Here is a 13,051-nt window from a genome sequence, read left to right on the forward strand (position 1 = left end):
CATTTGTAGAGCTTGTACCCAACCTTGAATTACGCCAGTTACTGGGAATTCAGCAGGTTGACCGCGAGATACAGAGCTATCGAAAACTGTACCGTCAGTTAGTTCGCCGTGGTAGTGAACGCGCACTTGCTTGTCTGCAGTTGGGATTTCGCCAGTACCTTCAGTTAGTACTTCGTACTGAAGACCAGACTCAAGAACTGTAACTTCTGAACGAAGAGCGTTGTCAGCTAGGAAAGCTTCGCCGTCAGCAGCAGCAGCTTTAGCTAGTTCTTGACGTGCAGCTTCACCACGAGTGTGTAGCTCTTGTAGTGCGTTGTTGATTTCGTCAACTTCGATAGCTGGCATGTCGCCAACTAGAGCTGTTGCGATACCAGCAGCGATTGCATCAACGTTTAGGCCTTCAAGACCAGAACCAGCAAGTTGTTGGCCCATTTGTAGACCGATACCGTAGCTAGCTTTTTGCTCTACAGTTTCAAATTTTACTTCAGACATGAAAAGTCACTCTTTTTATCAGTACTAAAAGGGTAAGAATACCAGTATTAGCAGCCTGAATAAACGGCTAGCCTCTGATCACTTACGCTTTACCGTGTCCAAATCACAGCTATGTCAATTTTCTTGCTTTGCTCTCTGTTGTCGCGGAAAGATCTATACTGTTGGTACTTTGGTTTTTATACTGTAGTTATTCAATGTATAGGACGCAGTGGCATGAATCGTCGTCAAAAGAAAAAACAGAAAGTAGACCACTTAGCAGAGTTCAAGGACCGACTGAATCAGGTCAAAGAGAAACTAAGCTCGATCGATCTAAAGAAAATGAAAACCTCAACAGTGCAAACTTGGGGATCATTGCCGAAATTACACCAGAAATTATTGATGGTGATTTCGCCGATCATATTAATCTTATTGTTTGCACCGCTACCAGAGCCTAAAGTAGACAACGCACCAGCAACATCTCGTGTTGAGCTTGAGATAAATACTGTTGGCTTAAGCGAGCAGAAAAATGCTAAAAGTAATTCTTCTGAGCCAACCAGTTGGCAAGAGTATCTTGTTAAGCAAGGAGATACGTTAGCTCAAGTGTTCCGAAATAATGATCTACCGCTGTCTGATCTTAACGCTTTGGTTCGTATTGAAGGTGCAGACAAGCCGCTTAGCCAGATTCGTAAAGGCCAGCTGGTTCGATTCAAACTAGCCGAGACTGGGCAACTAGACATTCTTCAGCTTGAGAAAGGCAATACTTCGGTGATGTTTTTCCGGTTATCAGATGGTGGCTTTGGTCGCAGTAAATAGATGAATAGTGAACCTGAGTTAAAGCACTTCACCAGACACATATAAACGATAGAAAAGAGCTAAGCATTAGCTCTTTTTTTTGGTCGCTTGAAAGGGGCGAGTGGCAAGATGATGAGCATAATACCGATAAAGGTTAACGTATCTGGTATCTCATCAAACCATATTGCACCTATTAACGCGACAAACACCAGTCCTGAATACTCAGCCAAGGCAATTTGGCTAGAGTGTGCTTTTTGGTAGGCAGCAACCGCAAGGCCGTTGTAACTCAAGATTAACGTTGCACTGAGTGCTATGTATCCCAAATGCTCCACCGATACCGGTTGCCAGTATAGGAAGCACAGTACCAATGATGCTGGAATAGAGAATAACGTTGTCCACCACAGCGTAGTGATCACCGTTTGCTCACTCGGAAGCTTTCTTACCAATACATTGAACAGTGCGAGCGTCAGAGCTGTGCCTAATGCAAACAATGCAGCCCAATGAAATTGCGATGGCCTCAAGACAATCAATGCACCAATAAAACCGATAGTGGTGGCGATGACCTTGCCAAGTGCTGGTTGCTCTTTCAGTAGAAACATAGATAGAGGCAGCATCAATAAGGGCGCGACATAAAATACAGCGTTGGCGGTAGCCAAAGATAAGTGGGTAATCGCGACAACCATACATCCACTGCCAATTAGTATTAGCTGTCCGCGTATGATGGTCACTTTGGCTTGCTGTAAGCGTCGTTGTTCCTTTTTCTGCTGTAGCCACAAAGGGGTGATGATGAGCAGAGATATCAACTGTCGGAAAAAAATATACTGAAGAGGTGGCACTTCGCCATTCAACAGTTTTACCGCTACGTCGGAAAGCGAGGCAAACAAGTTACCTGCAATCAGCAATAGGATACCGACAGTGATATTCGACATCACTTCTCTAATCTCATATCAACGTGCGGAATATCGTCTTCCAAGTACATCTCAGAGATCGTTTTGAAGCCGTGGCTCGCATAGAAGTTTTCTAGGTGTTGTTGCGCACCAATATCGATAGTCGTGCTCGGCCAAAGAGCCTCACAGCGTGTTAACGCTTCTTTTATCAATTGATGCCCTAAACCATCGCCTCTTGCCGATTGCTTAGTCGCCACTCGGCCGATGCTCGTGTAGTCGTAAGAAGTTCCTGGTGGTAACAAGCGTGCACACGCCACTAACTCTTCATCAGCATAGCCAAGCAAGTGTTCAACACCTGCGAGTGTATCTTTACCATCGAGCTCTGGATAAGGGCAATTTTGCTCAACGACGAACACATCTACTCGTAATTTAAGTAGTTGATAAAGCTGTTGTGTTGAAAGTTCAGAGAAGGGAATTGAGTGCCAAGTGATCATGTTTACATCCAGAGGTTATCGATGCCCTGAATGTACTATGTGCGATGATTGTTGGCATTAACTATTGTTAATTCGACCTTTGATTCTGCTCAGGCTGATCGCGGTTATACCGAGGTAAGCAGCAATTTGATTGTCGTTCAAGCGCTGTTCAAGGTCGGGATAATGTTCGCAGAAAAGTTGATAGCGTTGCTCTGGAGTATAGAGCAGCATAAAGCGTTCTTTGTTTTCCTTATGCATCAGCTGAGTTTCTAATAACTTTAAATACAAAGGGTTGTTTGATGCGCGCCACTCGATAACTGCGTTCATTGGCAGTTCTAACATAGTAATTGGTGTGAGCGTTTCTAATAGGTAAGGGGACGCTTGGTTTTTTATCAGACTCTCAAAGCCGATGATCCAATCTTGTTCCCAGTAGAACTCTTTGCTGTATTGCTTGCCGTCATCAGTGAGATAACAAGCGTGGCACAAGCCTTCAAGTACAAAGTAGATTGAACTCGCCATTTCACCTTGATTGATCAGGATGTGTCTGGTTGGTAGCTCAAGTGGTTTCGCGACGGCTAATAGAGATTCAATCTGACTTTCAGAGAAGTCGAAGCTTTGTAGTTGTTCGATAAAAGAGGTGTGCATGGAAATAACCTAACCCAAATAAGTGTCGAAATCATCGCACTTATTTGAGTTTAGGTACAGAGCGGGCTAAATCAGCGTCGAGCGTGCTGTGCTAGATAATCTTGAGCAAGTTCTCTACCCATGTATTTACCAAGAGTTTTCAGTGGTACTTTCTTAAGGTTAACCACAATCAAGCCATCCAGAGCATCATTAAATGATGGGTCGACGTTAAAGCACACCAACTTACCGTTCATCCCTAGGTATTGGCGGAGTAGTACTGGCAGGCCTTTTCCTTGCTCCATACGCGCTAACACTTTAGAGAGCAGAGGAACACTCGCCAATGACGATAACAGATGATTTTGCCAGAACACATGATTACTGGTATTGAGTGGTGAAGAAGGAGAAACCAGGTTTGCTTTTTCTTCGTCATAATGATGTATCGATAAGGTCGTCGCAATCAACAGACGCGCATTGTGGCTGTAATCATTACTGATACTGACTGGGCCGAATAGGTGAGTGTATTGAGGATGACGATACACGAAGGCCGCGATACCTTTCCACAATAGTAATAGTGAGTTAAGGCTCTTTTGATAAGGCTTGCTCACTACAGAACGCCCAAGCTCGATACTGTTGTCTAGGGTATCGATGAATTCTTGATTGTAGTTAAACAGACTACGGGAATAGAGTTGGTCAAGCCCGTGCTCAGCGATCAACTTGTCGACCATACCAAGTCGGTACGCCCCGACCAGTTCAGCCTTAGCTTTGTTCCACACAAACAGTTGATGGTAGTAAAGGTCATACTCATCTAAATCACAGGCAAGCCCGCTGCCTTCTCCGACTTCTCGGAAACTCTCTTCTCTAACTCGACCAATTTCGCGCATTAAGTTAGGAATAGATTGGCTTGGCGTACAGTAGACCTCGAAGTCCCCTTGCTCAAGTAACTTCATCTCTTCAGGAAGAGAATCGACCTCTATTGCCAACACTTCTGGTGGAATAGGCGCAATCACTTGGGTGTCAAAAGAGGGCGCGTGGATTGGCGTATTCGGGCTATCTTGTTGACTCATTAGGTAGGTATTGAGTCGTAGGTAGTTGACGATATCCATCTCTTGTTCAAACGATTTGATCTCTGAATACGGAATCGAAGAGCCAATCGAGATAGAGATAGTCGTCGCCTGTTTATTAAGAAGTTCGCGGCCAAGTAAAGCCGTTCTCAGTAGTGGATGAACACGGCCCGCTTGGTAGAAAAGCTCACTGTTCTTGCCATTGATAAAGATAGGCACTGTGGTGGCTTGGTGACGCTTAACAAACTTTGCGACTGATTTGCTCCACTCGATGTCTGTTAGTGTCTTGGCCCCTTTACGGTAACTCGATACTTCGCCAGCAGGGAACACAATCAAGAGTCCACCGTCTGCTAAATGACGATTGGCATCTCGAATAGCTTTAGCATTGGTGCGTTTCGATTCTTTACTGTTAAAGACATCGACCCCAATGAAAAGATCATCCAGTTCAGGCAGTCGCTTGAGCAACTCATTGGCCAACACCTTCACATCCTTTCTTACCGATCCTACGAGATCTGCAAGGATCACGCCTTCAATCGCACCAAGCGGGTGGTTAGCCACAATGACTACTGGCCCTTGTTCGGGAATATTATCAGTGGCGCCTGCTGAAACGGAATAGTCGATATTCAATGCTGACAAGGTGTGATGCATGAATTCAAAGCTAGATAACTCATCAGGTCTATCTTGATAGAGCTTATCTAGCTTAGATAGCCCAGTTGCCCACTCGACAACAGACTCACCTAAACCAAAAGGCGTGTAACGTGGTAAACGAAAAGGACTATCAATCATAATGAAGCTACCTTATTGACTAAAGTTGTTTAGGAAACCGTCTTGATTCTTGAAATCTTTTACACTTAAAAATGCACCGCAAAGCCATACTAGACATGCCATGCCAAACAGTAATCCGCCGTCATAACCGACAATTTCACCCGCTGCGTTAAACTCAGGCATTTGAATACCGAGCGGCGTAAACAGATGGAAAAATATCGCGCCACTCATAATCCCCACACTCATGATGGCACCTAGGCCATGCCAACGAGTAAACAGCAAAATGGCCGCAATCAATTCAGCGAACCCAATCAAGTAGCCGCCAAATGAACCGAACCAACTTAAGCCAGACCATGTCGCCAAGGTGCCAAAGATATGCTCAGTCTCGTATGAGCCTGTGAACTTAAAAAACAGCGACTGAACAAATACGAAAGCGATAAATGCCGCAGGAATATGTTTAGCTGGAGTGAATGTCATGGTTATTCCCTTATTTGATCAGTTGCGGCCAAATGGTGTCGGCTTTTTGAATATGTTGTGCTCGGTCTTGTTCCCAACGCTGTTTAATCTCTTGGTCGTAGTTGAGGTAAAGCTTGTTATCAACAATCGTCCATTGATTCGGGTCTCCGGGTGCAAAATCACTTTTTGCTGAAACAGCCCAAGCGCAATAACCACCATATTGAGGGGCATATTTTTCAGGATTATTAACAAATAAAGTCAGATTCTTTTCAGAAGAGAAATACCAGTCCGCGCCTTTGTACTCGGTGCTGAATTTTTTACTGCCTTCAATAGGCTTACCTGAAGTGAAATAAGCCACAGTGTCGTAGCCATCGAGCGCCTTGCTGCTAAAGAATCCGGTGTAGATTTCATCGGCGGCAAATACGTAAGGGCTAACAAGTAGCATGACCATGGTTAATAGTTTTCTCATGATGGACTCCATCTATAGATTGATTGCTGGTGATAAATCGAAGGTAAAACGCTGTTGATTTATCTGGCATGGTTTAATGGGTTCACAAGGCGAGCCGGGTGCATAAAACATCGAGGCTTGGCCATGTAGATTACGTAAGTGTGTAAAGCTCACCGTATGTGCGTCTTCACGATGCATACAGGTCGCTAAATGAGGCTGTTCGCTATGATGGTGAGAGTGAAATTGAAGTAAGTTCTGCTGATTCTTACCTGTTGTCATAAGCTGATCGTATTTTTCTTGTCGGTAGGCTTGCACTCGCTCTAAATCAACACCGGATGAGAACAGCGGAGAGTCGGTTTCGACTATTTTTTGTTGAATGCCATCCCACATATAGGCGATAACCAAGCCATGGTGTTGAGTTAAGTTCGGCGCGAAAGCTAGCAAGGTAAATGGGGCAAAAGAGTGCAGATCGAGCTTATGAAATGCTTCAGAGAGCTGACTGATATTACGACTCGATGATAGGTTCTTGAGTAACAAACCACGGCTGACTAAAAGTCCATCAGGTACGATGCCTTGATAGTTATTGAGTAGGCATAACGAAAGCCCGAACTCATTGATACTGATCCAGCTACCACCGCCGGTTGGGTCGTGTGGCATGATGATATCGACGCCGTTAACTCGATATTGTTTAGGTGGCATCGCCAGTGTCCGTGTCTTTTGTTCATCACGATTAAAGAAGACCTGATAGCCATTGTCTTCAAGCAGCCAAGATACTGAACACATGATTATTGCTCCCTCAAATAGCTGCTGGTGGTTGGGGCATAACCAAAGGTGTTGCATGTTTCGACATCAAGAAAGGTCGTGATCACCTTGATCATCGCGTAATGATGATTGGCATGCAGCGCGGCAAAGGTGACCTCTCTTTCTAGCGTAGAAGGCAGGCTGGCAAACACTTGTGTATCCATTGAAACTTCGGTTTGGATCATGATGGGCGCTTCGAGATCTCTGCGGTCTATTCGTTCAAGCCAGTTGATCACGTAATGGATCTCTTTCAACGCAATCGACCTGTCGAATTCGACGGGGTGACCACGACGACGAGTGTTGTAATCAACGGTCGCATTCTCTTTTAAAATCAAAGCGTGAAAAAGATCGAGCGTGTGACGGGTATGCTCACCAATAGAACTTGTGACGTGCGGCTTTGCTCGTGTCAGATAGTCGCTGTCAGATATCGCTAACAAAAACTCTAAACCCTGATTCAATATCTCTACCGCTCCCTTGATACTAGGAGAGAAAGAAGTTAGGGCGCTCGGTTGGGCTATGGGGTTCATTCATGATCCTCGTACAAAGTTAATCGGTGGTCGGATATTGTTGAACAAGACGTCGCTCTTCTTGCCACGCGTTATATAAGCTCTTAAAAGAAGGAGGCTGGTGGCCTCGCTGTTTTTGCTGAGCGCCAATATCAAAAAGAATGCGGTATTGCAGGAGTAGCGTAGAAAATATCTCTCGCAATGGTGTGTTGCGATCCCAGATATGCCCAGCCTCACTGCTTGCGCCATTGACCTCAAGGATAGTGAAATCCTCGCCGTTCATTAGGCTGTGCATGTCCTTGAATTTGACGTCGAGTCGACCAAAGTGGAAGCCATCGAAGTCGTCGAATATTTCGTCTAAGCGTTCGGTTAAAGCCTGAGTAATGTATTGATTGCCATCGCGGAAGATGCAGCCACGGCTATGGCTACCTGCGAACGCGAGTTGGAACTCTTCGCCCTCTGCGAGCACTTGATCCAATTTATCTTCATGCCTTGGTAGATACAGGTGGCTGAGTTGCCCAGCACGCGGGCTATTTTCAATTAACTGCTTGAGTGTCGACTTGCCATCACCCATCACCATTGGTGAATATTTGAGTGTGATCGAGATGATCTCACCTTGCTTTTTGTTTGGGTAACGAACATAGAAAACCCCCGCTTCAGCTTGATAAGGCGCCTTTTCTTGCAATAGAAAGCGAGCACCATTTGGGAAAAATTCAACATACTGTTCAAGTTGATCTTGTGTGTTGATCAGCTTAACGCCAACACCTCGACAGCCAAGATCCGGTTTAGCCACAATCGGGAAATCGAGATCCGATTGTATGAGTGCACTGCGTGCATCTTCAGCTTGTTTCTTACTGCTAAGATCCGTTTTGGTTAGGGTGATAAACGGAGAGATCCAGCGCTGACTCGATGATCCGGCAAGGCTCAGTATTTCGTGTTTTGATTCGCCTACCATGCCGCTTAACTTGATGCTCGGGTTGGCGATGAGCGGCAGCGCCCAGTCAAAGTGCCGTAACCCTTGCATCAGGCTTTGAATCACCACTGGCGTGTAGAAGAACCAAGTTGGAAGAAACTCATAAGGAGAGACACTGCGCACGGTATCTTTTTCAAGCAAGGGCATGCCTGCATTGATTTGATGTGCTGGAATGATGCGAATATCTTGCGGTGAACTCATGATAATCCTCTAGAGTAGGTTCTATTCATTAATCGATTGCCGATAAACAACAAAGCGATGGCACACGGGATGATGATCCATTGATATTCAGAGGCTTGCAGCCACGCTGATGTCCCTAAATAGTAGATGGCAGAGAAGACAATGCCAGTCCAGATCGCAGTGGCACTAATAACGGCAAACAAGAAAGTAGGCAGTGGGATTGCGAAAAAGCCACTTAAGGTAAAACCGACGGTACGAAGCCCGGGAATAAAGCGGATAACAAAAAGGCTGCTGAAAGCGTTTTGACGTAATTTAGTGCGAAGTGCACGAAAGTATCGGTTGGTGAGGGCTTTGTAACGAACGCCTCGGAAATAACGTCCTGATTTACCTAGGTAATAGAGGCCGATATCTCCTGTGGCAATGCCGATGAAAATGGCAAGCAACGCATATTGAGGAAGCATGAGTCCTTGAGTTGCTAAACCTGCCGCTGTAACAATCGCCAGATCTTCAAGCAAGTAAGAAAGCGCGATAATGCCAAGCATCAGCCATAGCAGCGATTCCTCTCCCGTATTTAACCATGCTTGAATGCTCTCGACGGTGCTCATCAAATGTCCTTATCTATCCCATAGATGAATGGCTTAATGACCATTCATTGAGTGTAGTAAATTAAATAGACAGGAGGAGCGGAGAAAAACTTACAGGCGATTGCTGCTTTTTTATATTTGATTGATTTTATTGGCGGTTTGAGTCGCGCTGTTTGGGTATTGAATTAGCGGGCGTTTACGGTGAGAAAAGTAGGGCAGTGGATTTGGTTTATAAATAACAAAAGAAAAAGGCTGAGTCGTTAAACTCAGCCTTTCAGAACGTTAACTATGGATTACAAGGTAATCTATTTAGTTAGGTCAATCTGGTAAACAGCAAAACCAACATCGTCAGTCGCAACACGTTTCATCGGGTATTGCCCCTTTTCTTTGATGAACTCTGCCGCTTTGTCGCTTGGAGATGTTTCAAAGCGGATATCTAGCTTTTTATCCGTTTTGATTGGCGCAAATGACCAGTTGTTATCAGCCGTTGGGCTCACTTGACCTTGCTCTTTGCTCACTCGAGAGATGTAGTTTGCTAGAACAGTACGGTTCTCATCTGGTGCATCAAATGCGATGAAGTCTTCACCCGTACCTGGGAACTTATTGCTGTATGCTCGGTAGTTGTTGGTTGCGATCAGGAAGTCTTGCTTCACGTCGATTGGCTTACCTTGGTAAGTTAGACCTACGATACGCTCAGAGCCTTCATTAATAACTTTACAGTTACCATCGTATTTTGCTGGTTGTGTAACATCGATTTGGTACTCAACGCCATCGATGACATCAAAGTTGTAAGTGCGGAAGCCGTCCCATTCAACCAACTGCTGTGGTGCGGTCGAATTAACATCTATTTTTTGGAATTGACCAGCAGAACACTCAAGCCACTCTTTTACTTCGTGGCCTGTTACCTTCATTGCAACTAGCGTGTTCGGGTAAAGGTATAAGTCAGCCGCGTTACGGAATGTCAGTTGACCAGATTCAACTTCAGTGAAGTTCGCTGGGTCATTCTTACGGCCGCCTGCTTTGAATGGTGCAGCTGCTGAAAGTACAGGTGTGCCATCTAAGTCTGGATCACCTTGGATGAACTGCTCAACGTAATCTTTTTGCGCAAGGTTCACGATTTGAACAGTTGGATCGTCTTGTACTAGAGACAAGAAGCTGTACATCACATCGTCTGCTTTACCAATCGGTTGGTTAACAAACTCACGAGTACCTGCGTGGTCTTTTTCTAGTGCAGAAACGATGCCTTCATCAGCAGCAGCAAGAGATTTCTTTTCTACCTTGTCGTAGATTGGGCGTGCTTCTGATTGGCCTTTAACAACTTCCCACTTACCGTCTTTTTGTGCAAGTGTTAGATCCATAACACCAACGTGGCTACCCCAGCGGCCTGGCATTACAGCCGCAACGCCGTTCATTGTGCCCGTTTCGTTGTTGATGCCTTGAATGTCATCAAAACCTTTTCCTGGGAATACTGCGTGAGAGTGACCAAATGCGATTGCATCAATGCCGTCTACTTCAGATAGGTAGAACGTTGAGTTCTCTTCGCCATTTTTGTACGGGTCAGTTGATACGCCTGAGTGAGGGATAGCAACGATTACTTCAGCGCCTTCCGCTTTCATTTGAGGCACTAACTCGTTAGCTGTCTCAATGATATCGCGAGCGATCACTTTGCCTTCAAGGTTCTTCTTATCCCACGTCATGATTTGTGGTGGAACAAAACCGATGTAACCCACTTTTACTTCATGTTCTACGCCAGCAGTATCTTCAAAGGTGTGCGTCTTGATGATGTATGGCGTGAAGTAGTGTTCTTTGGTTTCTGCGTCGTAAACGTTAGCACTGATGTACGGGAAATCAGCGTCGTTAATAGATTCTTCTAGGAACTCAAGACCGTAGTTGAATTCGTGGTTACCTAGGTTTGCAGCGTCGTAGCTTAGTTGGTTCATTGCTTTATATGCAGGGTGAACTTCGCCAGCCTCGATGCCTTTGTCTGCCATGTAGTCACCCATTGGGCTACCTTGCAGCAAGTCACCGTTATCAACTAATACGCTGTTGGTTACTTCGCTTTGAGCTTCTTTTACTAGAGTTGCAGTACGTGCTAAGCCGATTTTTTTCGACGGCTTGTCTTTGTAGTAGTCGTAATCCATTAGGTTGGTATGGATATCCGTCGTTTCTACGACACGTAATTTAATCACTTCATCGGTATCTGGTGTTGTTGTGCAGCCTGCTAAAGTCAGACCAAGACCAGCAAGTACAGCCAATGACAAAGGTTTCATTGCAACTTTCATTTTGGAGCTCCAAAGTGGATTAGTAGAAAATTCGTTGCGTAATGTAACAAAATGGAATGAAACAATGATTACAACGAATGTTAATTCGTGACTTAGATCGATTACTTTATAGTGTTCTGCAAGGCGCCTCCCAAAGCTGCTCAATCGATGCGCAACTGATATCGATAATATTAGCCCATTCATTTCACCTATTTATCGATGAATCTCATCCCTTATCAGCTTTTCGAATAAAAAATGAAATTTTAGAATTTCCAGTAATATGAGAGGCTCGTCATAATGCCTATATCAAGGACGTATCAGGCAGATGAATAGCAAGGATAGCTCAAAACGAAGCTTCTGTTTTCTTCTAGTGCCAATACTCCCATTCACTTAAGTGGATGAGTTAAATCCCTTGCTTGGCAAGACCAAGTAATGAATTGCTCGTACTGCGAGCCTTAAAGGAAGCACTGAAATGGACCAAGAACGTTTAACCCACCTAAAACAGCTTGAAGCGGAAAGTATTCATATTATCCGTGAAGTTGCTGCTGAGTTTGATAACCCAGTGATGATGTACTCCATCGGTAAAGATTCTTCTGTGATGCTTCATTTAGCTCGCAAAGCGTTTTATCCAGGCAAGATTCCATTCCCACTATTGCACGTTGATACGGATTGGAAATTTCGCGAGATGATTGAGTTTCGTGATCGTACGGCTAAAAAGTACGGCTTCGACCTTTTAGTACATAAGAACCCAGAAGGTATTGAGATGGGGTGTAGCCCGTTCGTACATGGTTCTTCTAAGCACACTGACATCATGAAAACACAGGGCCTTAAGCAGGCGTTAAACAAGTATGGGTTCGATGCGGCTTTTGGTGGTGCGCGTCGTGATGAAGAAAAATCTCGAGCAAAAGAGCGTGTTTATTCTTTCCGTGATAAGAACCATACATGGGATCCAAAAAACCAGCGTCCAGAGCTTTGGCACACCTACAACGGTCAGGTTAATAAGGGCGAAAGCATTCGTGTCTTCCCACTATCTAACTGGACTGAGCTTGATATCTGGCAATACATCTACCTAGAGAGTATCGATATTGTTCCGCTTTATCTATCTGATAAACGTCCTGTGGTTGAGCGTGATGGCATGCTGATCATGGTTGATGATGACCGTATGGAACTGCAAGAAGGTGAAGTGATTGAAGAGAAAAGCGTTCGCTTCCGTACTTTGGGCTGTTACCCACTAACCGGAGCCGTTGAATCTGAGGCGAATACGCTAACAGGCATTATTGAAGAGATGCTGGTGGCGACGTCCAGTGAGCGTCAAGGTCGAGCGATTGACCATGATCAGTCGGGCTCTATGGAGCTGAAAAAGCGCCAAGGTTATTTCTAAGAATCTAAGGAAAGAAAAATGAATAGTGCAGTAGAAGCCGAATTGGCTGAACTAGGGATTGAAGGTTATCTAAGTCAGCATCAGCATAAATCTATGCTTAGATTTTTAACTTGTGGCTCGGTAGATGACGGTAAAAGTACGTTAATCGGTCGCTTACTCCATGATACAAAACAGATTTATGAAGATCAGCTAGCAGCAGTTCACTCGGATAGCCAACGAGTGGGTACCACAGGTGAGAAACCTGACTTGGCATTGCTTGTTGATGGCTTGCAGGCTGAGCGTGAGCAAGGGATTACGATCGATGTGGCTTATCGCTACTTCTCGACTCAAAAGCGTAAATTCATTATTGCTGATACCCCTGGGCATGAGCAGTACACGCGTAATATGG

The 13,051-nt window shown here is 44.9% G+C and carries 15 protein-coding genes; 3 read left to right on the forward strand and 12 right to left on the reverse strand.

Annotation, left to right across the window (positions count from 1 at the left end; translation table 11 throughout):
- The coding region (locus AB4496_RS01440) for an FKBP-type peptidyl-prolyl cis-trans isomerase (protein WP_372130512.1) at positions 1–492 on the reverse strand (492 nt) is incomplete at its 3' end.
- 213 nt (positions 493–705) lie between these two features.
- On the opposite strand from AB4496_RS01440, the gene AB4496_RS01445 reads away from it, so the two are divergent.
- Positions 706–1,284: a LysM-like peptidoglycan-binding domain-containing protein gene (locus AB4496_RS01445; protein WP_102257878.1), complete on the forward strand. Its 579-nt coding sequence runs from the start codon at positions 706–708 to the stop codon at positions 1,282–1,284.
- 59 nt (positions 1,285–1,343) lie between these two features.
- Here the strand turns inward: AB4496_RS01445 and AB4496_RS01450 are convergent, their stop codons facing one another.
- The 11 genes from AB4496_RS01450 to AB4496_RS01500 all read right to left on the reverse strand — a co-directional run bounded on the left by AB4496_RS01450 (position 1,344) and on the right by AB4496_RS01500 (position 11,303).
- A complete protein-coding gene (locus AB4496_RS01450) occupies positions 1,344–2,192 on the reverse strand; it encodes a DMT family transporter (protein WP_012604900.1) in 849 nt (282 codons plus the stop codon).
- Positions 2,192–2,644 carry a GNAT family N-acetyltransferase gene (locus AB4496_RS01455; RefSeq protein WP_102257877.1) on the reverse strand — a complete coding sequence of 151 codons (453 nt, stop codon included), beginning with the start codon at positions 2,642–2,644 and terminating at the stop codon, positions 2,192–2,194. Before AB4496_RS01455 ends, AB4496_RS01450 begins: the two co-directional genes overlap by 1 nt.
- Positions 2,645–2,701: 57 nt before the next feature.
- Positions 2,702–3,268, reverse strand: coding sequence for a Crp/Fnr family transcriptional regulator (locus AB4496_RS01460; protein WP_017067547.1), 567 nt, complete (start codon positions 3,266–3,268; stop codon positions 2,702–2,704).
- 71 nt (positions 3,269–3,339) lie between these two features.
- Positions 3,340–5,094: a lysophospholipid acyltransferase family protein gene (locus tag AB4496_RS01465; protein ID WP_102257876.1), complete on the reverse strand. Its 1,755-nt coding sequence runs from the start codon at positions 5,092–5,094 to the stop codon at positions 3,340–3,342.
- A 12-nt stretch (positions 5,095–5,106) separates the two neighbouring features.
- Complete coding sequence (locus tag AB4496_RS01470; protein WP_004735264.1) at positions 5,107–5,550, reverse strand: hypothetical protein; 444 nt, start codon at positions 5,548–5,550, stop codon at positions 5,107–5,109.
- 10 nt (positions 5,551–5,560) lie between these two features.
- Positions 5,561–5,998 carry a YHS domain-containing (seleno)protein gene (locus tag AB4496_RS01475; protein ID WP_012604897.1) on the reverse strand — a complete coding sequence of 146 codons (438 nt, stop codon included), beginning with the start codon at positions 5,996–5,998 and terminating at the stop codon, positions 5,561–5,563.
- 12 nt (positions 5,999–6,010) lie between these two features.
- Positions 6,011–6,760 (reverse strand): NRDE family protein, encoded by a 750-nt coding sequence (locus tag AB4496_RS01480; protein ID WP_102257875.1) that lies wholly within the window; start codon positions 6,758–6,760, stop codon positions 6,011–6,013.
- 2 nt (positions 6,761–6,762) lie between these two features.
- Entirely contained in the window at positions 6,763–7,305 is a 543-nt protein-coding gene (locus AB4496_RS01485; RefSeq protein WP_102257874.1) for a hypothetical protein, read from the reverse strand.
- A gap of 19 nt (positions 7,306–7,324) precedes the next feature.
- A complete protein-coding gene (locus tag AB4496_RS01490; RefSeq protein WP_102257873.1) occupies positions 7,325–8,458 on the reverse strand; it encodes an ATP-grasp domain-containing protein in 1,134 nt (377 codons plus the stop codon).
- Positions 8,455–9,042 carry a DedA family protein gene (locus tag AB4496_RS01495; protein WP_102257872.1) on the reverse strand — a complete coding sequence of 196 codons (588 nt, stop codon included), beginning with the start codon at positions 9,040–9,042 and terminating at the stop codon, positions 8,455–8,457. The genes AB4496_RS01490 and AB4496_RS01495 overlap by 4 nt, the downstream gene beginning before the upstream one ends.
- A 284-nt stretch (positions 9,043–9,326) precedes the next feature.
- Positions 9,327–11,303, reverse strand: coding sequence for a bifunctional 2',3'-cyclic-nucleotide 2'-phosphodiesterase/3'-nucleotidase (locus tag AB4496_RS01500; protein WP_102257871.1), 1,977 nt, complete (start codon positions 11,301–11,303; stop codon positions 9,327–9,329).
- Between the two features lie 415 nt (positions 11,304–11,718).
- Between AB4496_RS01500 and cysD the strand changes: the two genes are divergently transcribed.
- Together cysD and AB4496_RS01510 are read left to right on the forward strand one after the other, a co-directional pair.
- Positions 11,719–12,663 carry a sulfate adenylyltransferase subunit CysD gene (gene cysD, locus AB4496_RS01505; protein ID WP_226974827.1) on the forward strand — a complete coding sequence of 315 codons (945 nt, stop codon included), beginning with the start codon at positions 11,719–11,721 and terminating at the stop codon, positions 12,661–12,663.
- 18 nt (positions 12,664–12,681) lie between these two features.
- The coding region (locus tag AB4496_RS01510; RefSeq protein ID WP_372130513.1) for a GTP-binding protein at positions 12,682–13,051 on the forward strand (370 nt) is incomplete at its 3' end.

The organism is Vibrio sp. 10N.222.46.A1 (assembly GCF_041473595.1).
In the GTDB taxonomy this organism is placed as follows: domain Bacteria; phylum Pseudomonadota; class Gammaproteobacteria; order Enterobacterales; family Vibrionaceae; genus Vibrio; species Vibrio tasmaniensis_A.